General features: G+C 70.1%; 25 protein-coding genes. 14 read left to right on the forward strand and 11 right to left on the reverse strand.

All coding sequences use genetic code 11. The features are described from left to right. Positions 1-92: 92 nt before the first annotated feature. The 7 genes from OG841_RS18095 to OG841_RS18125 all read left to right on the forward strand — a co-directional run bounded on the left by OG841_RS18095 (position 93) and on the right by OG841_RS18125 (position 6,579). On the forward strand, positions 93-605 hold the full coding sequence (locus OG841_RS18095) for a 2-oxo-4-hydroxy-4-carboxy-5-ureidoimidazoline decarboxylase (protein ID WP_328640533.1): 513 nt from the start codon (positions 93-95) through the stop codon (positions 603-605). Between the two features lie 252 nt (positions 606-857). Continuing rightward, positions 858-1,238: a succinate dehydrogenase, cytochrome b556 subunit gene (sdhC, locus tag OG841_RS18100; RefSeq protein WP_328640532.1), complete on the forward strand. Its 381-nt coding sequence runs from the start codon at positions 858-860 to the stop codon at positions 1,236-1,238. Positions 1,239-1,243: 5 nt separating this feature from the next. Continuing rightward, complete coding sequence (locus tag OG841_RS18105) at positions 1,244-1,726, forward strand: succinate dehydrogenase hydrophobic membrane anchor subunit (RefSeq protein ID WP_057607755.1); 483 nt, start codon at positions 1,244-1,246, stop codon at positions 1,724-1,726. A gap of 19 nt (positions 1,727-1,745) precedes the next feature. After that, entirely contained in the window at positions 1,746-3,500 is a 1,755-nt protein-coding gene (gene sdhA, locus OG841_RS18110) for a succinate dehydrogenase flavoprotein subunit (protein WP_059204785.1), read from the forward strand. After that, complete coding sequence (locus OG841_RS18115; RefSeq protein ID WP_057607757.1) at positions 3,500-4,279, forward strand: succinate dehydrogenase iron-sulfur subunit; 780 nt, start codon at positions 3,500-3,502, stop codon at positions 4,277-4,279. Before sdhA ends, OG841_RS18115 begins: the two co-directional genes overlap by 1 nt. A gap of 126 nt (positions 4,280-4,405) precedes the next feature. Then, positions 4,406-5,191 carry a hypothetical protein gene (locus tag OG841_RS18120; protein ID WP_371566109.1) on the forward strand — a complete coding sequence of 262 codons (786 nt, stop codon included), beginning with the start codon at positions 4,406-4,408 and terminating at the stop codon, positions 5,189-5,191. Between the two features lie 95 nt (positions 5,192-5,286). Further along, a complete protein-coding gene (locus OG841_RS18125) occupies positions 5,287-6,579 on the forward strand; it encodes a M48 family metallopeptidase (protein ID WP_371566111.1) in 1,293 nt (430 codons plus the stop codon). 21 nt (positions 6,580-6,600) lie between these two features. Here OG841_RS18125 and OG841_RS18130 read toward each other — a convergent pair whose 3' ends face one another. The 4 genes from OG841_RS18130 to OG841_RS18145 are packed head-to-tail and all read right to left on the reverse strand — an operon-like array spanning position 6,601 to position 10,385. Further along, positions 6,601-9,063 carry a DUF4132 domain-containing protein gene (locus OG841_RS18130; RefSeq protein WP_371566113.1) on the reverse strand — a complete coding sequence of 821 codons (2,463 nt, stop codon included), beginning with the start codon at positions 9,061-9,063 and terminating at the stop codon, positions 6,601-6,603. A gap of 2 nt (positions 9,064-9,065) precedes the next feature. Then, a complete protein-coding gene (locus OG841_RS18135) occupies positions 9,066-9,458 on the reverse strand; it encodes a hypothetical protein (protein ID WP_266560454.1) in 393 nt (130 codons plus the stop codon). A 50-nt stretch (positions 9,459-9,508) separates the two neighbouring features. Then, on the reverse strand, positions 9,509-9,979 hold the full coding sequence (locus tag OG841_RS18140) for a DUF2752 domain-containing protein (RefSeq protein ID WP_328640528.1): 471 nt from the start codon (positions 9,977-9,979) through the stop codon (positions 9,509-9,511). Next, the gene (locus tag OG841_RS18145; protein WP_328640527.1) at positions 9,951-10,385 is read right to left on the reverse strand and encodes a TM2 domain-containing protein; all 435 of its coding nucleotides are present in this window, start codon (positions 10,383-10,385) and stop codon (positions 9,951-9,953) included. Before OG841_RS18145 ends, OG841_RS18140 begins: the two co-directional genes overlap by 29 nt. A 126-nt stretch (positions 10,386-10,511) precedes the next feature. On the opposite strand from OG841_RS18145, the gene OG841_RS18150 reads away from it, so the two are divergent. From OG841_RS18150 to OG841_RS18165, 4 genes are all read left to right on the forward strand, one after another. Beyond that, entirely contained in the window at positions 10,512-10,922 is a 411-nt protein-coding gene (locus OG841_RS18150) for a VOC family protein (RefSeq protein ID WP_328640526.1), read from the forward strand. A gap of 117 nt (positions 10,923-11,039) precedes the next feature. Further along, positions 11,040-11,435, forward strand: a complete 396-nt coding sequence (locus OG841_RS18155) for a hypothetical protein (protein ID WP_326665202.1) — start codon at positions 11,040-11,042, stop codon at positions 11,433-11,435. After that, positions 11,432-11,950 carry a thiol-disulfide oxidoreductase DCC family protein gene (locus tag OG841_RS18160; RefSeq protein WP_328640524.1) on the forward strand — a complete coding sequence of 173 codons (519 nt, stop codon included), beginning with the start codon at positions 11,432-11,434 and terminating at the stop codon, positions 11,948-11,950. The genes OG841_RS18155 and OG841_RS18160 overlap by 4 nt, the downstream gene beginning before the upstream one ends. A gap of 11 nt (positions 11,951-11,961) precedes the next feature. Continuing rightward, entirely contained in the window at positions 11,962-12,714 is a 753-nt protein-coding gene (locus OG841_RS18165) for a TetR/AcrR family transcriptional regulator (protein ID WP_371566116.1), read from the forward strand. A 5-nt stretch (positions 12,715-12,719) separates the two neighbouring features. Here OG841_RS18165 and OG841_RS18170 read toward each other — a convergent pair whose 3' ends face one another. Beyond that, the gene (locus OG841_RS18170; RefSeq protein ID WP_328643632.1) at positions 12,720-15,128 is read right to left on the reverse strand and encodes an MMPL family transporter; all 2,409 of its coding nucleotides are present in this window, start codon (positions 15,126-15,128) and stop codon (positions 12,720-12,722) included. 165 nt (positions 15,129-15,293) lie between these two features. Between OG841_RS18170 and OG841_RS18175 the strand changes: the two genes are divergently transcribed. Then, positions 15,294-16,007, forward strand: coding sequence for a response regulator transcription factor (locus OG841_RS18175; RefSeq protein WP_371566118.1), 714 nt, complete (start codon positions 15,294-15,296; stop codon positions 16,005-16,007). Continuing rightward, positions 16,004-17,464 carry a sensor histidine kinase gene (locus tag OG841_RS18180; protein ID WP_328640522.1) on the forward strand — a complete coding sequence of 487 codons (1,461 nt, stop codon included), beginning with the start codon at positions 16,004-16,006 and terminating at the stop codon, positions 17,462-17,464. Before OG841_RS18175 ends, OG841_RS18180 begins: the two co-directional genes overlap by 4 nt. Positions 17,465-17,482: 18 nt before the next feature. Here the strand turns inward: OG841_RS18180 and OG841_RS18185 are convergent, their stop codons facing one another. From OG841_RS18185 to OG841_RS18205, 5 genes are all read right to left on the reverse strand, one after another. Then, a complete protein-coding gene (locus tag OG841_RS18185) occupies positions 17,483-17,881 on the reverse strand; it encodes an ATP-binding protein (RefSeq protein WP_328640521.1) in 399 nt (132 codons plus the stop codon). A gap of 142 nt (positions 17,882-18,023) precedes the next feature. Further along, positions 18,024-19,577, reverse strand: coding sequence for an ABC transporter substrate-binding protein (locus OG841_RS18190; protein ID WP_328640520.1), 1,554 nt, complete (start codon positions 19,575-19,577; stop codon positions 18,024-18,026). Positions 19,578-19,756: 179 nt separating this feature from the next. Continuing rightward, positions 19,757-20,101, reverse strand: a complete 345-nt coding sequence (locus tag OG841_RS18195) for a hypothetical protein (RefSeq protein WP_328640519.1) — start codon at positions 20,099-20,101, stop codon at positions 19,757-19,759. A gap of 98 nt (positions 20,102-20,199) precedes the next feature. Further along, the gene (locus tag OG841_RS18200) at positions 20,200-21,507 is read right to left on the reverse strand and encodes a metallophosphoesterase (RefSeq protein ID WP_328640518.1); all 1,308 of its coding nucleotides are present in this window, start codon (positions 21,505-21,507) and stop codon (positions 20,200-20,202) included. Positions 21,508-21,513: 6 nt separating this feature from the next. Next, on the reverse strand, positions 21,514-21,774 hold the full coding sequence (locus OG841_RS18205) for an SCO4848 family membrane protein (RefSeq protein ID WP_266521402.1): 261 nt from the start codon (positions 21,772-21,774) through the stop codon (positions 21,514-21,516). A 91-nt stretch (positions 21,775-21,865) separates the two neighbouring features. Here OG841_RS18205 and OG841_RS18210 point away from each other — a divergent pair, with 91 nt between their 5' ends. Beyond that, positions 21,866-23,164: a D-alanyl-D-alanine carboxypeptidase family protein gene (locus OG841_RS18210; protein ID WP_328640517.1), complete on the forward strand. Its 1,299-nt coding sequence runs from the start codon at positions 21,866-21,868 to the stop codon at positions 23,162-23,164. Here OG841_RS18210 and OG841_RS18215 read toward each other — a convergent pair. After that, positions 23,109-24,020: a YihY/virulence factor BrkB family protein gene (locus OG841_RS18215; RefSeq protein ID WP_328640516.1), complete on the reverse strand. Its 912-nt coding sequence runs from the start codon at positions 24,018-24,020 to the stop codon at positions 23,109-23,111. The two genes, OG841_RS18210 and OG841_RS18215, sit on opposite strands and share 56 nt — an antisense overlap. Between the last annotated feature and the right edge of the window lie 64 nt (positions 24,021-24,084).

The following is a 24,084-nucleotide window of genomic DNA, read 5'->3' on the forward strand; positions in this document are numbered from 1 at the left end:
GCGGGTGAAAATCGGGCATCCGTCGGACAGATCATGTCCACTCTCGATAGCGTGACGTCACACCGCTCACAGCTTCCTCTGCCGAAACACACGTGACGCCCACACATTCTCCTGGCCGACTGGCCATACCGTGCCTGCCCACCGTCCTGGACGCCTTCAACATCGCGCCCGCCGACGAGGCCAGGCTCCTTCTCCTGCACTGCCTGCACAGCCTGCGCTGGGCGGAACGGGTCGCGGCCCACCGCCCCTATCCGACCGTGGACGCGCTGCTGGCCGCGTCGGACGAGGCGGCCTACGACCTGACCGTGTCGGATCTCTCCGAGGCCCTGGCTGCCGAGACCCTGCCGGCGCTGCCGGACGGGGTCTACTCGGCAGCACACATGGCCATGGACGCGGCCCACGCGGCCTATGAGGCCCGCTTCGGACACGCTTTCGTCATCTGCCTGGACGGCCTGCCCCCGGCAGAGGCCCTGGACCACGCCCTGGCGGGCATCCGGTCACGATTGACAAACGATCCGGAGGAAGAACGCGTGGTGGCGGCAGAGGAACTCCGCCGCATCGCGAGGGGCCGGTTGGTGTCTTCCCTGAAGGGCGCGGGGCTGTAGTCGATGTGCGGCTGCCGCCGCGTGGGCGCGACCGCCCCCCACGGCACCGCACCCGGCACATAACAGCTCAGACCACCCCATCAGCCGTCGAGTTCCCCCATCTGCGTGCCACTTTGATCACACAGGTAGGCCCCGGCTAAGCCCAGCGGCAGCGCATCGCTACGATGCTGGGGGCCGGTGGACCGTACCCGGCCGGGTCGACCGACAGCACAAGCCGGCAGACCCCGATACCCCGCTCCCGGAGGGACTTCCGTGCCGGCTGGAACGCTGTACCGCGGCCGGGAAGGAATGTGGTCCTGGGTGGCTCATCGAGTCACCGGCGTCCTCATCTTCTTCTTCCTGTTCGTTCACGTGCTGGACACCGCTCTCGTCCGTGTCTCCCCCGAGGACTACGACAAGGTCGTAGCCACGTACAAGACCCCGATCGTCGCGTGTCTGGAGTACGGCCTCGTCGCGGCCATCCTCTTCCACGCGCTCAACGGCCTGCGCGTCATCGCCGTCGACTTCTGGTCGAAGGGCCCGCGCTACCAGAAGCAGATGCTCTGGTCCGTCGTAGGCCTGTGGGTCGTGCTCATGATCGGGGCGATCTACCCCGTCCTCGGCCACGCCGCTCGTGAACTGTTCGGGAGCTGACACCGATGGCGACCACTGAAACCACCGCTTCCGGCATCGGCCCCGTAGAGGGCGACTCCGGCTACGGCGTCGACAACCCGGCGCCCCTCATCGAGGCCCCGCGCAAGCGGACCAAGAAGACGCCTCGCTCCACCCGCGGCAACTTCGAGATGGCGGCATGGCTGTTCATGCGCCTGTCGGGTGTCGTGCTGGTCGTCCTGGTCATCGGCCACCTGCTGATCCAGCTGGTGCTGGACGGCGGCGTGTCGAAGATCGGCTTCGCGTTCGTCGCGGGCCGCTGGGCGTCCCCGTTCTGGCAGGTCTGGGACCTGTTGATGCTGTGGCTCGCGATGCTGCACGGCGCCAACGGTCTGCGCACGATCATCAACGACTACGCGGAGCGCCCGAACACCCGCCTGTGGCTCAAGGGCCTGCTCTACACCGCCACGGTGTTCACCATCCTGCTCGGCACGCTGGTGATCTTCACCTTCGACCCGAACATCCGCTAGGCACGGGGCTGCGAGAATCATGAAGATCCACAAGTACGACACCGTCATCGTCGGCGCCGGTGGCGCGGGCATGCGCGCGGCCATCGAGTCGACGAAGCGCAGCCGCACCGCCGTGCTGACCAAGCTCTACCCCACCCGCTCCCACACGGGCGCCGCGCAGGGCGGCATGGCCGCAGCGCTCGCGAACGTGGAAGAGGACAACTGGGAGTGGCACACCTTCGACACGGTCAAGGGCGGTGACTACCTGGTCGACCAGGACGCCGCCGAGATCCTGGCGAAGGAGGCCATCGACTCGGTCCTCGACCTGGAGAAGATGGGCCTGCCGTTCAACCGCACGCCGAACGGCACCATCGACCAGCGCCGCTTCGGCGGTCACAGCCGGAACCACGGCGAGGCCCCGGTCCGCCGCTCCTGCTACGCGGCCGACCGCACCGGCCACATGATCCTCCAGACGCTGTACCAGAACTGCGTCAAGGAGGGCGTGGAGTTCTTCAACGAGTTCTACGTCCTGGACCAGCTGATCACCGAGGTCGACGGCGTGAAGCGGTCGGCGGGTGTCGTGGCGTACGAGCTGGCGACCGGCGAGATCCACGTCTTCCAGGCGAAGGCCGTGATCTACGCGTCCGGCGGCTGCGGCAAGTTCTTCAAGGTGACGTCCAACGCCCACACGCTGACCGGTGACGGTCAGGCCGCGGTCTACCGTCGCGGGCTGCCGCTGGAGGACATGGAGTTCTTCCAGTTCCACCCGACCGGCATCTGGCGCATGGGCATCCTGCTGACGGAGGGCGCCCGCGGTGAGGGCGGCATCCTCCGCAACAAGGACGGCGAGCGCTTCATGGAGAAGTACGCGCCGGTCATGAAGGACCTCGCGTCCCGTGACGTCGTCTCCCGCTCCATCTACACCGAGATCCGTGAGGGCCGCGGCTGCGGTCCCGAGGGCGACCACGTCTACCTGGACCTCACCCACCTCCCGCCGGAGCAGCTGGACGCGAAGCTGCCCGACATCACGGAGTTCGCCCGCACCTACCTCGGTATCGAGCCGTACACGGACCCGATCCCGATCCAGCCCACCGCGCACTACGCGATGGGCGGCATCCCGACGAACGTCGAGGGTGAGGTGCTCGCCGACAACACCACGGTGGTCCCGGGCCTGTACGCGGCCGGCGAGGTGGCCTGCGTCTCGGTCCACGGCGCCAACCGCCTGGGCACGAACTCGCTCCTTGACATCAACGTGTTCGGCAAGCGGGCCGGTATCGCCGCCGCCGAGTATTCGCAGAAGGCGGACTACGTCGAGCTGCCCGAGGACCCGGCGCGGCTGGTGCTCGACCAGGTCGAGCGGCTCCGCGACGCCACCGGCACCGAGCGTGTGTCGGTGCTGCGCCGCGAGCTGCAGGAAACCATGGACGCGAACGTCATGGTGTTCCGCACCGAGCAGACGATCAAGACGGCGGTCGAGAAGATCGCGGAGCTGCGCGAGCGCTACAAGAACGTCTCGATCCAGGACAAGGGCCGGCGTTTCAACACGGACCTGCTGGAGGCGATCGAGCTCGGCAACCTGCTGGACCTCGCCGAGGTCATGGCGGTCTCCGCGCTGGCCCGCAAGGAGTCCCGCGGCGGTCACTACCGCGAGGACTACCCGAACCGCGACGACGTCAACTTCATGCGCCACACCATGGCGTACCGCGAGGTGGGCGACGACGGCGCCGAGTCCATCCGTCTCGACTACAAGCCGGTCGTCCAGACCCGCTACCAGCCGATGGAGCGTAAGTACTGATGGCAACCCCTGTTCTGGACAAGGCGGACGCGGCCGGCGAGCCCGAGCCCGGCTTCGCCGACTCCCCGTACATCACGGTCACCTTCCGCGTCCGCCGCTTCAACTCGGAGGTCTCGGCGGAGGCGACCTGGGAAGACTTCCAGCTGGAGATCGACCCGAAGGAACGTGTCCTCGACGCCCTGCACAAGATCAAGTGGGAGCTGGACGGCACGCTGACCTTCCGCCGCTCCTGCGCGCACGGCATCTGCGGCTCGGACGCGATGCGGATCAACGGCAAGAACCGTCTGGCGTGCAAGACGCTGATCAAGGACATCAACCCGTCGAAGCCGATCACGGTCGAGCCCATCAAGGGCCTGACGGTCCTGAAGGACCTCGTGGTCGACATGGAGCCGTTCTTCCAGGCGTACCGCGACGTGATGCCCTTCCTGATCACGAAGGACACCAACGAGCCGACCCGGGAACGCCTCCAGACGGCGGAGGACCGCGAGCGCTTCGACGACACGACGAAGTGCATCCTGTGCGCGGCCTGCACGTCCTCCTGCCCGGTCTTCTGGAACGACGGCCAGTACTTCGGCCCGGCGGCCATCGTCAACGCCCACCGCTTCATCTTCGACAGCCGTGACGAGGCGGGCGAGCAGCGACTGGAGATCCTCAACGACCGCGACGGCGTGTGGCGCTGCCGCACGACGTTCAACTGCACGGACGCCTGTCCGCGTGGGATCGAGGTCACCAAGGCGATCCAGGAAGTGAAGCGGGCGCTGATCACTCGGCGCTTCTGATCTCCGTTCTCCTACGGTGAGTTGGGCCCCGCTCCCCGGTTCGCGCCGGGGCGGGGCCTCCCTCATTCCCAGCCAACTCCTGTGTGGCCACTGTGACTTGTGGGTTCTGAGTTGCAGACTGTCCTCATGGCACTCCTGAGGAAATCCGCCGCCGCGCTGTGCGCCGCCGCAGCGGTACTGCTCGCGATACCCCCCACTGCCTCCGCGACCCCCGCCCCCTACGGAACGCTGGCCCGGGAGAACTTCGACCGTCTCCCCCTCGGCCCGGTCACCGAGGGGCACGGCTGGAGCGCCGACACGGCCGGCGGCACGCTGACCGTCGCCCCCAGCTCCACGGGGCACGGGCGTGAACTGCGCATTCGTACCGAGGGCAACGGTCGGGCCTTCCTCGTGTTCGATGAGCTCTCTTCGCCCAGCAACAGCTTCTGGGGGCGGGTGCGGCTGCGGGTCGGGGGGTTCCCCACCGCGCCCGACTGGGCGCACTGGACCATCGCCGAGGCGTCGGGGGCGGGCTCGTCGACGCTGGTGCGGCCGCTCGGCGGGCAGTACGCGCCGACCGACGGCGGCAACTTCTGGGGCGTCGGGTCCGATCTCGGGCCCACCGGGGACTGGACCTCCTGGAAGACCTCCGCTCCGGCCGTCGGCGGGGCCTGGCAGTGCGTCGAGTTCCATCTGGACGCCACCGACAACCGGGTCACCGTGTATCTGGGCGGCGTGGAGCAGTCCGAGCTGACGGTGTCCACCAAGACGCACGGGGGGACCGCGGACGACTTCGTCTTCCCCGCCTTCGACCAGCTGAAGCTGGGCTGGCAGCTCTATCAGGCCGATCCGACGCCGTCGTCGTACGACGTCCGTATGGACGACATCGCGCTCGGCACGCGGCGCGTGGGCGGCTGCGGAAACGGTCGCTGAACCCGGGATTGCGCCCGGTCTGCCGGGCGTGATCCACTTCGGCGGTCATGAACTGGGGGCCTCTGGGGAGGGGCCGGGGGACAGGGGAGGCAGCGGTGCGTACCGCTGGAGAAGAGATCGTCGCGTCGTGCCCGCAGTGCGGGGTGGAGATCCGTACGGACAGACGGTTCACCACATGGTGTGCCGCCTGTGAGTGGAACGTGGACCCGCAGGGGCCCGGCAAGGAGAAGCGCGGGCTGGACCGGGTGCGCCGCGGGCTGGCGCAGCGGTATGGCGCGCGGCTGTTCGACGAGCTGAGGGGCGAGGGCGGGAAGGGCGGCGGGAGCGGGAGCGGGCGTACCTGGTCCGGTCCGCTCGCCTACGCGCTCGCGCTCGCCGTGCACGGTCTGACCGTCGTGCTGGCCGCGGTCGGCTTGTGGGGCCTGGTCCGTGGCTGGGGCGGGCTCGGTATGGCGTTCGGGCTGTTCCTGTTGGCGCTGGCCTGGTCGCTGCGGCCGCGGCTGAACCGGCTGTCGGATGACGACCGCGTCCTGCTGCGAGGCGATGCGCCCGAGCTGTTCGCGCTCGTCGACGAGGTCGCCGCCGCCCAGGGGACCCGGGGCGTGGACGTCGTCGTCGTGGACGTCGAGGCCAACGCGAGTGTGACCCAGCTCGGGCTGCGGCGCAGGCGCCTGACGCTGGGGCTGCCGCTGTGGGAGGTGCTGAGCCCGCAGGAGCGGATCGCGCTCCTGGGACGCGAGCTCGGTCACTTCACCCACGGCGACACCCGGCACGGCATGGTCGTGGGAACCGCCTTCAGGTCGCTGAGCACCTGGCTCTACTACGTCCGGCCGATGCCGAACCCGAACGTGGTCCAGGCCGTCACCAACCTGGCCTGCGTCCCGCTCCGCCTGCTGATCAGCGCCGTCATGACGCTGCTCGACCTGCTGACCGCGCGGACCTCCCAGCGCGGTGAGTATCTGGCCGACGGAGCGGCGGCCCGCACCGGGTCCACCGAGGGAGCGGTCGGTCTGATGGACCGCCTCATGGTCACCGACTCGATCGTCACCACCTTGCAGCGCGAGACCAACAGCCGCCGGCTGCGCCGGACGGGCGGGGGCGGCGAGCAGAACGCCGACGGCCTGTGGGAGGCGCTCGTCGCCCATCTGGACTCCGTCCCGGAGTCCGAGTTCGAACGCCGGCGCCGGGTCGGGGCGCTGCGCGGCCACAGCGTCGACGCGAGCCACCCGCCGACCCATCTGCGCCGCCGGCTCCTGCTGGACGGAACGCCGGTGCCCGCCGCGGTGACGGCGGACGCCGCCCGGACCGAGCGCATCGCCGGTGAGCTGGCGGGCGTACGCGCGACGCTGGCCCGCGAAGTCGTCAGGGACGGTTACGGAGACCAGTGACGGCCCCCGGGGTCGGACGGGTCACAGCTGGCTCAGGATCGTCGGATCGGTGATCTTCGTGTCGTCCGCCAGCATCATCGCCTTGCTGAGGACGACCGCGAGCATGCGGTCGCCCTCGTAGGGGAGGTAACCGGCCTGCGGTGCCGACGGGTTGGACTTCGGGACGATGCACAGGTACTGGTCGTTCGGGGTGCGGAGGATGTTGCCCGAGCCGAGGTGGATCTTGTACGTGTGGCGGTCGCCCTTGACGTGGAGGAAGCGGCCCTCCAGGGTGCAGCGGTCGGCTATCGCGAGCCTCGGGATCAGGCGGTCCAGGAGGAGACGGCGGGTCTCGGCGCTCTGGTTGAGCTCTCCGAAGCCGTACGACGTCCAGTACTCGCGGAAACGGCCGCCGGGGCCGCCGTCCTGCCAGGTGGGGTCGTTGCCGATGCTGGCCACGCCGACGAACAGGTCGACGTCGCGCAGGACTTCGGACAGGACCAGGGGCGGGATCTCCGTCAGGGGCAGGGGGTCCACCGGCTCGGCACCGTCGCGCAGCCCCATGCGGTACTCGCCGCCGGCGCAGTGCGCCCAGTTCTCCGGGGCGTCGATGGGGTAGAAGCGGACCTGGTCGGTGCGCAGGCGCAGGAAGGTGCCGGAGTCGGTGATGTCCGTGTAGTCCTCGCCGCCGTCGCCCTCGATCCAGTACTCGGCTCTCAGGCCCCAGCGCGGGAGGTCCCGGCTGGGCGGCGGGGCCTCGTCGTCGACGGCCAGGCGGAGTCTGTTGCGCCAGCCCCGGGCCGCCGCCAGGGAGTGGAACTGGTGCTGGCGCAGGACGTGGGCCGCGAAACGGTTGGAGTAGGTGCCGGTGGTGCGCTCCGCGTCCGTCAGCAGGTAGACCTCTCGGTGGGCCTGCTTGAAGGGCTGGGTGATCGCGTGGCGTTCCAGCCAGTCGCGCCAGGCGACGATCTCGGCGGGGGTGTGGTCCACCGGGTGCCAGAGGCGGACATCCGTGCCTGCGGTGACCGGGGTGTCCGCGACCGTGCGCAGGGAGCCGTCGGCGTATCCGGCCGTCGTGCCGTCGACCGTCCACAGGAGGCGACGGGCGAGGGTGCCGACGAGGGGGTGGTCTAGGTAGCGCTCGCGCCAGGTGCCGTAGGACCAGGTGCGGTCGGCCAGGAACTGGCGGTCCAGGCGCTCGCTCTGGGCCGAGAGCATCTTGTCGACGTCCTTGACGGCCGCCTTGAGCTCCTTCAGCTCCTCCGCGTGGTCCCGTCGTGCGGCGGCCGGCACGCTCCTGACCGGTTTCCCGCTCGCCTTGCTCCAGGTCAACACGGCCTTGGCGCCTTGGACTTCGAGGACAGCCATGTTCTCGCCGAGCCGGTGCTCCGCGCGTCCGACCTCGGTCAGGCCGTACGCCGGTACGGCCAGTTCCTCGATCTCCTCGCGGCGAAGGCCCAGGGCGACGGCGCGTGCCTCCAGGGCCGCGTCGAGCAGCTTGGCGGTGTTCTTGTACGTCACCCGGGTGGCCAGGCGGGCCAGTTCGGCGAGGGCCGCCTCACTGTCGATGCGGGCGAGGGCGTTGACACCGGCGTTGGCGACCTTCGGGTTGCGCGGGCCGAGGCCGGCGACCTTCTTGAGGGAGGTCTCGACGAGGACGCCGAGGGCGCGGGCGGAGTCGGGGTGCGCCGGGAGGAGGGAGAGGAGCCAGGCGAGGCCGCGGAGGGCGTTCGCGTTGTAGGGGTCGTAGGCGCTGTTGACGTCGGGTTCGTACCGCCCGCGTTCCAGCTCGAAGGTGCGGGGGCGGCCGACCAGGGTGAGCCAGCGGATCACCGCCTCGCGGACGCGGTCGGGACCGAGCGGGTCGACCAGGTCTGCTGCCTGCTTGTCCCACTTGGGGGACGGCTTGGCCGCGGTGGCGGTCGCCATGTGGGTCAGGAGTCGCTGCCAGGCGGGGCCGGTCTCCCGCAGGGCTTCCTCGGCCCACTCCTCCCCGACGTTGAGGGGCGGCTCGGTCAGCTTCTTGGCCGTCCTGGGCAGGTCCTCGTTCTGGTAGGCGTGGAGGACCGAGCGGCGGACCGTGGCGACGACGGCGGGCGCGACCGGGCGGCCCGCGGCCAGCTCGGCCTCGATGAGGTTCTCGTAGCGGGCGCCCCACCCGAAGGAGTGCTGCCGGGAGATCCCGTCGAGCAGGGACAGACGCTCCGCGGTCAGGCGGTCGTGGGGCGGCAGGTCGCGGGAGACGATGCCCAGCAGGATCAGCGCGTTCTGCCGGGCGTTCGGGCCTGCCTGTTCCGAGTGGTACTGCGTCACGAGGCCGTCGGCGACCCCCGACCGTGCCTCCGGCGGCAGTTCGCGCAGCAGGGCCGGCACGCCGTCCCACAGGCCGGCCCAGTTGCCGTTGTTGGCGACCGCGGCCTTGAGCAGGTCGGCGGCGAGCTCCTCCAGGTCACCGTCGGCAACCCGCTGCCGGATCAGGTCCTTGTACTTCTGGATCTCGCCCATGGTCAGCCACCCACCAGCGGGACGAGCTTGAGGAACGTGACCTCGGTGCCGAGCACGAGGTCGATCTCCTCGTCGAGCTCGGTCACCTGGCGGTCGCCGACCAGCACCAGGAAGCCGTTGCCCGCGAAGGCCTTGAGGGCGAGCTCGGTCTGGGTCTCGGGGTCGATGCGGCGGGGCGTGCGCAACGCGTAGCCGTTCAGCACGCGTTCGGTGTTCTCGGGCTGGACCAGGCCCTGGAAGACGGCGGGCGTACGCGCGTTGTACTCGGCGACCTCCTGGAAGACCCGGCGGCGGATCAACTCGCGCACGGCGAGCCGCTCCTCGGCGATCTCCAGACCCCAGCCGTCACTGCGGCTCCCGCTCGTCGTCTCGTCGACGAACATCACGATTCCCATACCGAAGACGGTACGAGGCACCACTGACAACGGGCCCGGCTCGGCAGGGGTCACACGATGTTGCGGACCACCGTCCAGGCCACGGCCACCGCGAGGACGACCACCTGCGCCCGGGGGCTCAGCGTGGGGCGCCAGCGGCGGCCGCGCAGGCCCTCCCACGCCCAACGGCCCAGCAGGATCAGGGCGTACGGCGAGGCGAGCAGCAGAGCCCGGTTGTCCAGCCACGCCTCGGTGAAGTGACCGTGCATCAGGTCGTACACCATGCGGGTGCCGCCGCAGGCCGGACAGAGCAGGCCGGTGAGCATGCGGAACGGGCACTGCGGCAGGAGGTGGCCGGGGTCGTGCGGGTCGGTGCGGTAGAGGTACACGGCACCGGCGGCTCCCGCGGCGAGCACCGCCGAGGGTGCCGCCGCGGGGTGGCGGAGCGGGGAGCGCCGCACGGAGGAACGGGGCACCGCCGGAGCGGTGCCGGAGGCCGCGGCGCCCTCCGCCCTAGCTTCGGAGGATCCGGCCGTGTTCATCGGTGTGGTCGTTTCCGGTGAGCAGGAGGATGCCGTCGACCAGCGACCAGATGCCCAGGCCGCCACAGGTGAAGAGCTGTGCGAGTCCCATCCCGACGTTGCCCAGGTAGAAGCGTCCTACGCCGAAGCCGCCGAGGGTGAGCTGGAGGATGCCCGCGATGACCTTCGACTTGTCGGAGTACGGCCGTCCGTACGGGTCGTAGCCGTAGGGGGCGTTGGGGTCTCCCGTGTACGTCCCCGGGGGCGGGTAGTAGCCCGGCGGCGGGTAGCCGGGAGGCGGGTACCCCGGGGGCGGATATCCCGGTGGCGGATAGCCCTGCTGCTGTTGGTGTCCCTGCTGCTGTTGGCCTTGCCCGCTTTCCTGCTGTTCGTGACCGTGCTGTTCGTGACCCGGCTGCTCGCTCAAGGGGGACTGCTCCTGGGGACCGAAGCGGGAGGACCCGCGAAAAAAAGACAATGAGCCCGGTCATCATGCACGACGGACACCGCGTCGCAGAAGCCCGTTCCGTCAACCCCGGCCTAATCTGACGACATGTCAGATGACCAGTCGTACGAACTGCTCGGTTTCGACAACGTGCTGCTCCCCGTCGGGAACCTGGGCGAGGCCCTCTCCTTCTACGAGCGCGCGGGCTTCACAGTGGGCTTCCGGCTCGACGAAGCCGGGATCGCCCTGCTGAAGGTGGGCGGCGAGACACCCGGACTCCTGCTCCGGCAGGAGGAGGCACTCGGGCACCGGCCGCCGCCGTGGCCCGCCACGCGCGTGTGGCTGGAGGTGCCGGACGCGAGGACCGCCGCCCGGGAACTGCGCGCCGCCGGCCTCGAACCGCTCGACGAGCCCTTCTCCGTGGTCACCGGCTGGACCGTCGAGGTCGCCGACCCCTGGGGGAACGTCCTCGGGTTCACCGACTACACCAAACGCCCGGAGCTCGGCCGGCGAGCCTGAGGGATCACGGACACACACGTGACGCAGGCCTCTCCACAAGCGAGTTGAACACGTTCAAAAGCAGGTCTAGAGTCTCCCCCGTCAGCGTTTTGAACGCGTTCAAGAAGGGGGAGGCGCATGGACCGCACGGTCGTCGCCTACGTCATCTACCTCGTCGTCAGCATTGCCCTGACCGTCTGGGTGGCCCGCACGCTCAGCAGGAACGGGCGGATCTTCCTCGCCGACGTGCTGCGCGGGAACGAGAAGCTCGCCGAGGCCGTCAACCACCTCCTGGTGGTGGGCTTCTACCTCGTGAACCTCGGGTTCGTCGCGCTGTACCTCAGCGGCGACGGGACGATCGAGAACACGCGCGGCGTCTTCGAGGCCCTGTCGACCAAGCTGGGCGTGGTGCTGCTGGTGCTCGGAGTGATGCACCTGGCCAATGTCTACGTCCTCAACCGGATCCGCAGGCGGGGCGCCATGGAGCGGGAGCAGGTGCCCCCGGTCGCGCCGCAGGACTGGGTCCGGGCATGACAGGCCCGGCAGGTGCCACGAGCGGTGCGGGCGTCCCGGCGGACCGCACCCCGGTCCGCCGGCTCACCGTCCTGTACGACGCCGACTGCTCCCTGTGCGCCTTCCTGCGCGACTGGCTCGTACGGCAGCCACAGCTGGTGCCGCTGGAGTTGGTGCCGGCCGGGTCGCAGGAGGCCCGGCTGAGGTTTCCCGGGCTCGATCACCGCGCCACCCTGGAGGAGATCACCGTCGTCGGCGACGCGGGGCAGGTCTACCGCGACACCGCCGCCTGGATCGTGACCCTGTGGGCGCTGCGCGAACACCGGCCGCTCGCTCACCGGCTCAGCACCCCGTCCGGGGCACGCCTCGCGAGGGGCGCGGTACTCGCCGCCGCGAAATGGCGGGGCGCGCAGTGGCAGGGCGGTCAGTGGGGCGGCCCTGCCTACCGCCGGTCGGAAGGCTGGGCGTACGACCCCGGCAGGGGCTGGGTCCACACCCCACCGGGGTGCGACAGCGGCGGCCGCGCCACTGGTTAGGCTCTCTTTCCGTGCCTGCGAACAACGACGGCCCCGACGAGGGCAGTACCCCGAGCAAGTCCGAACAGACGAGCAAGTCCGAGCAGACGCGCGCGCTGATCCTGGAGACGGCGATGCGGCTGTTCCAGGAGCGGGGGTACGACAAGACGACCATGCGGGCCATCGCCCAGGAGGCCGGTGTCTCCGTCGGCAACGCGTACTACTACTTCGCGGGCAAGGAACACCTGATCCAAGGCTTCTACGACCGGATCGCCGCCGAACACCAGGCGGCGGTCCGGGAGGTCCTGGCCCGGGAGAGCGGCCTGGAGGCGCGGCTCGCGGGCGTGCTGAAGGTCTGGCTGGACATCGCGCAGCCGTATCACGAGTTCGCGGTGCAGTTCTTCAAGAACGCCGCCGATCCCGACAGCCCGCTCAGTCCGTTCTCGCCCGAGTCGGAGCACGCGCGCGTGGAGGCGATCGCCGTACACCGCGAGGTGCTGCGGGGCGCGACGAAGACGAAGGTGCCGGAGGAACTCCGGGACATCCTCCCCGAGTTGATGTGGCTGTCCCAGATGGGGCTCGTCCTGTACTGGATCTTCGACCGCACGGAGGGCCGCGAGCGGAGCTACCGGCTCGCCGAGCGCGGAGCCAAGCTCACCGCGAGGGGCGTGTCGCTGGCCCGGTTCCGGGTGCTCAGGCCACTCGTACGGGAGGTGCACGAACTGTTCACGGACTTCCTGCCGGGGATGACGAAGGTGATGCCGGACCCCGGCAGGAAGGCGTAGTCACGTCAGTTGACGGCGTCGACCCCGCCCTCGACCAGTTCGACGTCGCACACCAGGGTCCCCTCCCCCACGACGACGTGCCGCGCGCGCGAGCCGTACGTCGGAGCCGTGGTCGCCAGCAGGTACGTCCCGGGTGCCGGGACCGAGACGATGTACGAGCCGTCGGCCAGCGACTCCACCCGGTCCAGCTGACGGCCCCCGGCCGACAGCAGCGAGACGGCGGCGCCCTCCACGGGCTCCCCTTCCGCCGTACGGACGAAGCCGTGGACGGCCGACGCCGGGCCGCCGCCCGAGGGAGCCGCCGTCGCGGGTGCCGCCTCCTCCTTCGGCTCCACCGCGAGGTGCGGCAGCCGCTTCTCGAGCCCCTGCGGCAGCCACCAGTTGGCGTCGCCGAGCAGATGCATCGCGGCCGGCACCAGGGCCGTGCGCAGGATGAAGGCGTCCAGGGCGACCGCGGCGGCGAGCCCCACACCCGCCATGGCCGCCCCTGAGTCGCCGCTCAGGACGAAGGCCAGGAACACGCAGACCATGATCAGAGCGGCGGAGTTGATCACGCGGCTGGTCTCGGCCAGGCCCACGCGGACCGCGCGGGCGTTGTCCTTGGTGTGGACCCATTCCTCGTGCATGCGGCTGACCAGGAACACCTGGTAGTCCATCGAGAGGCCGAACAGCAGGGACAGCATGATGACCGGCAGGAAGGCGTTGATCGGGCCCTCCTTGCCGAGGCTCAACAGGTCGAGTCCCCAGCCCCACTGGAAGATCGCCACGAGGACGCCGAAGGAGGCGGCCGCCGCGATCAGGTTCATCACCGCGGCCGTCAGCGGCACCACCAGGGAGCGGAAGGCGACCAGCAGGAGCAGGAAGCCGAGGCCGATGATGGTCGCGATGAAGAGGGGGAGGCGGTCGCCGGTGACCGTCGCGAAGTCCTTGGAGACCGCCGTGACGCCGCCCACGTGGGCCTGCGCCCCGGCCTGCGGGATCACCTTGCCCCGCAGGGTGTCGATGAGCTGGTCGGTCTCCTCGGACTGCGGTGACGTGGTCGGGACGACCTGGATCACCGTCACGCCCCGCGCGGGCGGCAGCGCGGCGACCCGGGCGACCCCGTCCGTGCCCTGGATGCCCTTGACCAGGGTGGTGGTGTCGCCGCCGTCGGTGACCACCTGGAGCGGTCCGTTGAAGCCGGGGCCGAAGCCCTCGGCGAGCAGGTCGTACGCCTTCCTGGTGGTCGTCGTGGTGTCGTCGTTGCCCTGGTCCGTCGCGCCCAGCCGCAGCGACAGCACCGGCAGCGCGAGGACGGCCATGACGGCGAGGGCGAGCACGGCGATCCGGCGCGGGCGCTTCTGCACGCCCGCCGACCAGCGGGCGGCCAGTCCGCTCGTCCGCTCCGGCTCGGGCCCGGCGGCGGCGAGCCTGCGCCGCTGCCGGCGGCTGAGCACCCGCTTGCCGAGGAAGCCGAGCAGCGCCGGCAGCAGGGTGGTGGCCGCGAGGACGCTCAGCACCACGGTCAGCGAGGTGCCGATGACGACACCGTCCAGGAAGCGCAGGTTCGTCACCAGCATCCCGGCGAGCGCGATGCACACCGTGCCGCCCGCAAACAGCACCGCGCGGCCCGAGGTGTTGAGGGCGGTGACCACCGACTCCTCCGGGTCCATGCCGCGCAGGATGCCCTTGCGGTGCCGGGTGACGATGAACAGGGCGTAGTCGATGCCGACACCCAGGCCGATGAGGGTGGCCAGCAGTGGGGCCAGGTCGGGGATGTCGGTGCCATGGCTGAGCAACTGCGTCGAGAACAGGCCCATGCCGACACCGAAGATGGCGACGGCGAGCGGCAGCAGCATCGCGAAGAACGAGCCGAAGGCCAGGAACAGTACGACGGCCGCCGCCACGATGCCGACCATCTCCGCGAGACCGGTGGGCGGTTCCTGCACCCGCTGGATCGCCTGACCGCCCAACTCGACCTGCAGTCCGGCGCGTTCGGCGCCCTGCGCGGTGTCGACGACGTCCTGGACCAGCTCCTTGGGGACGGCGTTCGCCTGGTCGGTGAAGGTGATCTGGGCGTAGGCGATCCGCCCGTCGCCGCTGACCTGGGCCGCGTCTGCCTTGTAGGGGCTGGTCACGCCGCCGACGCCCTCCATGCCGGCGATCTTGTCGAGTGCGGGCTGGATCCGGGACCGTACGGCCTGGTCCCGTACCGAGCCCTCGTCGACCTTCCACACCACCGTGTCGGTGTCCCCCGCGCTCTGCGGGAAGGCCTTCTCCATCAGGTCGTACGCGCGCTTGGAGTCCGTGTTCGGGAGGGAGAAGACGTTCGCGTAGTCCGTGCCCGCCGTCGAGGCCGAAAAGCCCAGGCCGAACAACGCCCCCACCCACAGCAACAGGACCACCAGCCGGTGCCGGTAACACCACCGTGCCAATGCCGCCACGCTCAACAGCTCCTTACTCGGTCGGTTGGTCCCCCAGGTCCTGCGCAACAGATTCGGTGGCGCCGCGCGCGCGTGGGGGCGGCACGCCATGACTCACAAGGAACTCCAAAGCAGCGAAGCCGCACGGTTGTCAGTGGGCCCGCCGATACTGGGGGCATGACTGGGGGCATCGCTGGGGGAGAGACGAAGAGTCCGGGCACCGTGCTGGTGGTGGAGGACGAGGAGAGCATCGCCGACGTGCTCGCCATCGCCCTGCGCTACCACCGGTTCGAGGTCATGGTCGCGGGCTCCGTCCGTGAGGCGCTCGCGCTCACCGACCGCACCCGCCCGGACGCCGCCCTGCTCGACGTGATGCTGCCCGACGGCGACGGCCGCGCCCTCGGCCGTGAACTGCGCGAGCGGCGGCCCGATCTGGCCCTGGTCTTCCTCACCGCGCGGGACTCTCCCGCCGAGATCGTCGGAGCGCTCGGTTTCGGCGACGACTACATCACCAAGCCGTTCAACATCGACGAGGTCGTCGCCAGGATCTCCGCGGTCCTGCGCCGCACCCGCGCGGCCGACGTCCTGCCCCAGCGCCCGCCCCTGCGCTACGGCGACCTGGAGCTGGACGAGACGACGTACTCCGTGCACCGCGACGGCCGCACGGTCCAGCTCACCCCCACCGAGTACGCACTCCTGCGCTTCCTGGTGCGCAACGGCGGCCGGATCGTGCCCAAGGAGCAACTCCTGCGCCATGTCTGGCAGTACGAGCACACCCCGCCCGAGTCGACCGTCGTCGAGACCTACATCAGCTATCTGCGGCGCAAGCTGGACGTCCTGGGACCGCCGGTGATCACCACCCGGCGGGGTGTCGGGTACGGGCTCGCATGAAGGTCCGCCTGCCTCGGTGCCGACACGGCATCCATTCGCTGCGCGGCAAGCTGACGCTGGCCAATGTGGCGTTGCTCGCCATCGGCATCGCCGCGGCGACCGCCGTGAGCGTGATGGGCATGCGGTACTACCTGCTCGACCAGATCGACAGCGAGCTCCTCAAGACCCGGGACTCCCTCGGCGGTTCGCAGATCACCCTGCGCGAGATCGACTCGCTGAGCATGCTGGGATTCGTGCGCGACCGGCTCATGCCGGCACAGCAGGAATCGAGCAATGAGCGCTCGACGGAGACCGTCTTCGCGGTCGTCGACCGCCGGGGCGAGCCGATCAGCATCCTCGGCTTCGATCCGACCGAGGCCCAGCAGGGTCTGGCGGAGGCGGCCGGCGACCCGCGCGCGCTCGCCGCCGACTCCGAGCCGCACGACGTCACTCTGGACGGCTCCACCTATCGCGCCACGGCGGCCCGGCTCGGCGACGGCTCCTACGCCCTGCTCGCCGCGCCCACCGACGTCCTGCACCAGGGCGTCGCCAAGGCGGTCCGGCTCGACCTCGCGATCGGCAGCCTGCTGCTCGCGCTGCTGGCCTGTCTGACGATGTTCAGCGTCCGGCGCCGTATGCGGCCGCTGGAGGACATGGTGGAGACCTCGTCGGCGATCGCCGAGGGGGATCTGACCCGTCGCGTCCCCTCCAGCCGCGAGGCCACCCTGGAGGTCGAGCAGCTGCGGGTGGCCCTCAACTCCATGCTCCACCAGGTGGAGTCGGCGTACCGCACGCGCGAGCAGAGCGCGGCCCAGCTGCGCAGCTTCGTCGCCGACGCCTCGCACGAGCTGCGCACCCCGCTGTCCGCGATACGCGGCTACCTCCAGCTGTACGACAAGGGCATGCTGTCCGACCCGGACGACCGCAAGCGTGCCTGGGCCCGGGTGCTCGCGGAGACCGACCGGATGGGCCGGCTCGTCGACGAGCTGCTCACCCTCGCCCGCCTCGACCAGCAGCCCGAACTGCGGTTCAGGAACGTTGACCTGAGCCGGCTGGTGCGGGACGCGGCCGAGGATCTGCGGGTGCAGCAACCCGGCCGGCCCGTCGAGGTCGCCGCCGAAGGCTCGCTGCTGGTGCGGGCCGACGAGTCGGGGCTCAGACAGGTCCTGGGCAACCTGGTGGCCAACGTGCGCACGCACACGCCCGCCGAGGTGCCGGTGCGGCTGGCGGTGGAGCGTGAGGACGGCGTCGTACGGCTGTGTGTCGCGGACGAGGGACCGGGGCTGCACGCGGACGACGCGGCGCGCGTCTTCGACCGGTTCTTCCGGGTCGGCGGCGGCGCGGGCAGCGGCCTCGGTCTGGCGATCGTGCTGGGCGTCGTGCGGGCCCACGGCGGCGAGGTGGCGGTCCGCACGGCCCCGGGCGAGGGACTGGCGGTGACGGTCAGCCTGCCGGCGCGGGTGTCCGCGGGTCAGTGACCCCACGCGTCCGTCCGCTCAGTCGGCCATCACCAGGGCCCACACGGTCTTGCCGTGCCGCCCCCGGCTCCACACCCCCCACGCGGTGGCGATGTTCTCCACCAGACGCAGACCGCGGCCGGTCTCCTCCCACTCGCCGACCACCCGCAGCCGGGGTTCCAGCCGTCCCTCGTCGGAGACCTCTATCAGGCAGGAGCCGTCCGCGAGGGCGGTCACCGCGACCTCGAACTCCCGCTCCAGGAGCGGCCCGTGGCGCACCACGTCGGTGGCCAGTTCCGAGACCAGCAGAACCGCGTCGGCCGGCGCCGGATCGTCCGGTCCGTGGCCCCAGTCGGCCAGGTGGTCCCGGACCCGCCGCCGGGCGAGGCCGACGGAAGCCGGATGCCGGGGCAGCCGGAAGGAGTTGCGTCTCAACACGTTTGCTCCTCACCCCGCGCACACCTCCGTCACATGGTGCTGCGTTGAGTGGCTGCCCGGCGTCACTCGGGCGAATGTCAGTTCCGAGCGAATGCGTCGGACACGGCGCGATGACGTCGGGATCAGATCCAGGACGTCGGCATCAGATCCAGCTGAGGCGCCAGAGGCGGAAGACTCCGGTGCCGTCCGAGAGGTACTGGCCGCCACCGACGTCCTCGCTGGTCACGACGTAGTCCTTGGCCTGCCACAGCGGGATGACCGGGACATCGCGGGCGATGTCCGCCTGGAGGTCGCGGAAGTCCTGCCCTGCCTCGCCGCGGTCGGCGTACCGCTGACTGTCCTGAATCAGATGGTCGACCTCGTGGCTGCTGTAGCCGGTGTTCATGGTGCCGTCGGTGCCGACGAGCGGGGAGCCGTAGGTGTCCGGGTCGGGGTAGTCGGCCACCCAGCCCACCGCGTAGGCGTCCAGCTTCCCGGTCGCCCAGCGCTTTTGGAAGTCGGTCCACTTGTAGCCCTTGAGCGTCACCTTGAACAGGCCGCTCGCCTCCAGCTGCTTCTTGAGCTCTTTGGCCTCCGCGGCGGCGGAACCGCTGGTGAGGCCGTAGCCGTAGGTGAAGCTGACCGGGGTGGTGACGCCGGCCTCGGTGAGCAGGGCGCGCGCCTTCTTGACGCTCGGCTCCGCGTAGGCGTCGAAGAAGGACGTGGTGTGGCCGGTGATGCCGGTCGGGATCAGCGAGTAGAGCGGGTCGACGGTGCCCTCGTACACCGAGGCGGCCAGCTGCTCGCGGTTGATCAGCCAGGCCATGGCCTGACGCACCTTGGGGTCATGCAGGGGCTTGCCCGCGCGGGTATTGAGGTAGAGGTTGCGGATCTCGGAGCTGTCGGCCTCCGAGACGCGCTGGCCGGGGTCGCTCGGGTTCAGTCCGGCGAGGACATCGGGCGGCAGCTGGCGGTAGGCGACGTCGATCCGCTTCGCCTTCCAGGCGCTGTTGAGCTTGTCCGAGTCGCCGTAGTAGTCGAGTTCGACGGGGCGGCCGGTGCCGTTGATCTCGCCCTTGTAGTCGCCGTTGGGCGCGAGGACCGCCTTCTTGCCCTTCGTATACGCCGTCAGTTCGTACGGCCCGGTGCCGTCGACGCCGTTGTCGGTGCGCAGCGAGTTGGCCGGGTACTTGGTGCTGTCGACGATGGCGCCGGCTCCCGTGGCCACCTTGAACGGGAAGGTGGCGTCGGGCGAGGACAGCCGGAAGGTGACCGTCCGGCCGCTGACACCGACCGACTCCAGGGTGGACAGCAGCGTGGCCGGCCCGACATCGGAGTTGATCTTCTTGACCCGGTCGAAGGAGTACTTGACGTCCTTGGCGGTCATCTCGCGGCCGCTCGGGAACGTGAGACCCTCGCGCAGCACGCAGCGGTACGTGCGCAGATCACTGCCCTCGAACGCACAGCTCTCGGCCGCGTCGGGCACGGGTGTGGCACTGCCCGGCTCGAAGGCCAGCAGTGACTGGAAAACGTTGTTGAACAGCGCCCAGGAACCGGCGTCATAGGCGCCGGCCGGATCGAGTGAGGTGACTTCGTCCGTCGTCCCCACCTTGATCGTCCTGCCCGTCCCTCCGGACGGGAGCAACTGCCAGCCGCCTACTCCCACGACTCCCAGAACAAGCAGCGTCGCGAGAATCCGCACGCGAACCGACCGCATCGGTTTGCCCTCCCCGGACCCCATGGGTCCCAGTGCACACGCCACCCCCTAGTGGCGCGGATCACCTAATCACAGGTGTTTCACCTGGGGGAAGAGGGATTTGTCGAGTTGGGCAAGACGTTACCGCAAGGGATTTCAGCCATGTTTCACAGAGTTCCCACAGGGACTCCGGACGACGGTCAACGGGCCATCACGTAGACGAACACCCCGGCGCACACCGTGAGCGACGCGACGGCCCGCGCCATGATCACCCGGTCCACGATCCGCCGCAGCCACGGGACCGGAACGCCTCTCAGCAGCCAGGTGACCGGCAGGGAGAGCGCGGACGCACAAGCGAGGAGGAAGAACTGCCGCGCGGGGGAGTAGCCGGGATCCCAGGGGTCGTGCGCCACGTTCCCCAGATACAGCAGTCCCGCGACCGCGTACCAGAACAGCGCGCAGCCCCCGGTGAGCAGGGACTCGTACAGGGCGAACAGAACCGGCCTGCTGCGTGCGAGGCGCGGGAGGGACGTGTCGGACAGCATGCGCGAGCCCTCCCCCGGTCGGCCCCGGGAGGGCCGTCGTGGTCAAAGTACGCCGACTCCCGTACCGGGCACAGTCGTACGACGGACCGGGCCGCTGCTCAGGCCTGCTTCGACGCCAGTTCGATCACCGTGATGTCCGACGGGGCGCCCACGCGCGTGGGCGGGCCCCAGGCACCGGCGCCACGGCTGACGTAGAGCTGTGTGTCGCCGTAGCGCTCCAGGCCGGCGACGGTCGGGTTCGCGGCCTCCGCGAGGAGGTTGCCGGGCCAGAGCTGACCGCCGTGGGTGTGGCCGGAGAGCTGGAGGTCGACGCCGTGGTCGACGGCGTCGTGGATCTGGACCGGCTGGTGGGCGAGGAGCACGCACGCGCGTGCCGTGTCCCGGTCACCGAGGGCCTTGGCGAAGTCGGGGCCCTGGCCCTCGCTCTCGCCCGCGATGTCGTTGACACCGGCGAGGTCGAACCACGCCAGTTCCGTACGGTCGTTCTCCAGCGGGCGCAGACCGAGCCGCCGTACCTCCTCGACCCACTGCTCGGCGCCGGAGAAGTACTCGTGGTTGCCGGTGACGAAGAACGAGCCGTGTCGTGCCTCGAGCTGGGCGAGGGGGGCTGCCGCCGGGCCGAGGTCCTTCACGCTGCCGTCGACCAGGTCGCCGACGACCGCGATCAGGTCGGGCCGGGTGGAGTTGATGGTGTCGACAACCTTCCGGGCGAACCCACGGCCGAGCACCGGGCTCAGGTGGATGTCGCTGACCACCGCGATCCGGTAGCCGTGCGCCGCGCGCGGGAGCTTCGCCAGCGGCACGGTGACCCGCTTGACCCCGGGCCCGCGCAGGACGCCGTAGGTGCCGTAGCCGACGGTTCCCACGGCGGCCGCCGCTGCGGCTCCGGCGACGACCCGGGAGACGAAGAGGCGGCGGGAGGGGGCGGCGACGAGGGTGGCGCCGCCGGGTTCCGACGGCTCCTCGGACGCCGGTCCGTCCTTCCCGGATTGCCGGAGCGGGCTTCCGGCCTCCTGCGGCTTCTCGGCGGGTGCTCCCGCCGGTACCCGCTCCGGGTGCGGTACGGCGGCCACGGCGGGCTCGCCGCGCCCGTCCCGGCGTTCGAGGAAACGTCGCAGCAGGGGTCGTACGACCTCGCCCGCCACGACCGCGAGCAGCAGATAGATCGACAGCGCCAGCCACAGGAAGCCGGGCCACGCGAGCACGCGCTGGAGCCAGAAGGGGGCACCGGTGCGCTCCGCGACCAGGGCACCGACCGCCAGCACCCAGCCGCCGCCGATGAGCACCGCGCCCACGCGGCGGGCCCGGCCGGGGCCGTCGGTGGTGTCGCGGAACAGCCGGCGCCACAGGTACCAGTTGGCCGTCACCAGGACGGCCAGGGCAAGCAGTGCGAAGACGATGACCACGGTCTGCTAACTCTCGAGGGTCGGCTGTGAGTTCCGGCGCAGTGCGCGCACTCCACGCAACCCGATGAGCCCGACGACCGTCCCCAATACGAAGGAGACGACAGCCAGCAGCAGGTGCACCCAGAAGTACCCCGTCGGGTCGCCCGCGTCGTCGAACGCGAGCCCGCTGGCGTCCTTGACGAGGTTCTTGACGAAAGTGATCCAGATGATCCAGCTCCACACCCCGAAGGCGAGCAGGAACCAGGAGACGGGGCGGCTGAGCTTCATGGGTCCAGTATCGCGGGCCGTTGCCCGGTTCGGCGGCCGGGGTGGGGAGGGCTGTGAGACTTCACCCTCCGCGCCATGTACGTTCCTGAGCGTGTCCGCACCCCACAAGAAGACCGCCGGGCGATCCCTGCTGGTCACCTCCACCGCCGCCCTGTCGTCCCTCGCGCTGACCGCGCCGGTCGCTCTCGCGGCTCCCAGCCCGTCACCGAGCGCGTCCCCGAGTGCCACTCCCCCGGCGCACATGTCGACCGTGGGCGGCTCGCGGCTCGGCCAGACGGGCACACAGGTCAATCTCGCGAGCGGGGTCCCGGTGCTGCCCAAGGACATCACCGCGCGCTCCTGGATCGTCACGGACGCCGAGTCCGGCGACGTGCTCGCCGCGCACAACGCGCACTGGCGGCTGCCCCCGGCGAGCACCATGAAGATGCTCTTCGCGGACACCGTGCTGCCGAAGTTCGCCAAGACCGAGAAGCACAAGGTCGTCCCCTCCGACCTCGCGGGCATGGGCGCCGGCTCCAGCCTGGTCGGGATAAAGGAGGGCGAGACGTACACGGTCCACGATCTGTGGCTCGGCGTCTTCCTTCGCTCCGGCAACGACGCCGTGCACGTCCTGTCCGCGATGAACAAGGGCGTCGCCAAGACCGTCACGGAGATGAACGAGCACGCCGAGGACCTCCAGGCCCTCGACACGCATGTCGTCAGCCCCGACGGCTACGACGCCCCCGGCCAGGTCTCCTCCGCCTACGACCTGACCCTGTTCGCCCGTTCCGGCCTGCAGAAGAAGGACTTCCGCGAGTACTGCTCGACGGTCACCGCGAAGTTCCCCGGCGAGACGAAGAAGGACAAGAAGGGCAAGACCGTCCGCAAGCCCTTCGAGATCCAGAACACCAACCGACTGCTGAGCGGCGACTACGACATGTCGCAGTACCAGGGCATCGCAGGCGTGAAGAACGGCAACACCACCAACGCCGGCGCCACCTTCACCGGTGTCGCCGAGCGCAATGGCAGGGTGCTGCTCGTCACCGTCATGAACCCGTCCAAGGAAGAGCACAACGAGGTCTACAAGGAGACCGCGAAGCTCTTCGACTGGGGCTTCAAGGCGGCCGGCAAGGTGGAGCCGGTGGGTGATCTGGTGCCGCCGAAGGGTGCCGCGCAGTCCAGCGCCCAGCCGGGGGACTCCGGCGAGGCCGGGGGTTCCGGGGACTCCGCGGGCTCAGGGGCCTCGGCGAAGCCCGTCGCGTCCGCCACGGCCCACGGCGGCTCCCGCGGCATGGGCACCGCCTTCGCGATCACCGGCGGCCTCCTCGTGCTGCTCGCGGGGGCCGCGTTCCTCGTCAACCGCCGCTGGCCGCTGCCCGATCTGGTACGTCGTCGCTCTTCTCGTCCGTGAGCTCCTGCTCCTTGCTCCCCGTCGCCGTCCACGCGGCACAGAACAGCACCAGTTTCGCCGTGAAGTTGATCCACAGCAGCAGGGCGACGGGGACGCCGAACGCGCCGTACATGCTCTTCGTCGCCACGCCCTGCATATAGCCGCTCAGCAGCAGCTTCAGCAGCTCGAAGCCGATAGCGCCGGTCAGCGCGGCGACGAGCAGCCGGCGGCGCGTCGGCTCGACTCCGGGCAGCAGGGTCAGGACGTACAGCAGGAGCAGGAAGTCGGCGAGTACGGCGATGACGAAGGCGGCGACGCGCAGCAGGGCCCGGCCCGCGCCGCCCTCCTGGAGGCCCAGTTCCCCGCCGATCCAGTCGACCAGCGCGGAGGCGACGGTGGAGATGGCGAGCGTGACCAGGACCGCGCCGCCGAACCCGACCAGGATGCCCAGGTCCTTGCCCTTGCGCAGGATCGCGTTCTCGTCCTCGTCCGGCAGCTCCCACACCGCGCGCAGACACTCACGCATCGAGCCGGCCCAGCCGATGCCGGTGAACAGCAGGGCGGCGGCGGCGATGAGGCCGACGGTGCCGGCGTTCTGGACCAGGTCGCCGATGTTCAGCTGCTCGGAGATACCGGGCACCTGATCGGCGATCTTGTCCTGGAGGTCGTTCTGCTGCTTCGTGCTGAGCGTCGCGGCGGCGATCGCTGCGGCCACGGTGAGCAGCGGGAACAGCGCGACGAAGCTGGTGAACGTCATCGCCGCGGCCAGCCGGGTCCACTTCACCCGGTCCAGCCGTTCGTACGACCGCCACGCGTGCGTGGCCGTCAGGCGCACCCAGAGGGGCCCGACGACGGGGAGTCTCTTCAGCCAGTCCATGATCGGATCTTGCCCTCCGTAGGGAAGACCGATGTGTGAGTACCCCGAAAACGCGGGACGACGT

It is taken from the genome of Streptomyces canus (assembly GCF_041435015.1).
GTDB lineage: Bacteria > Actinomycetota > Actinomycetes > Streptomycetales > Streptomycetaceae > Streptomyces > Streptomyces canus_G.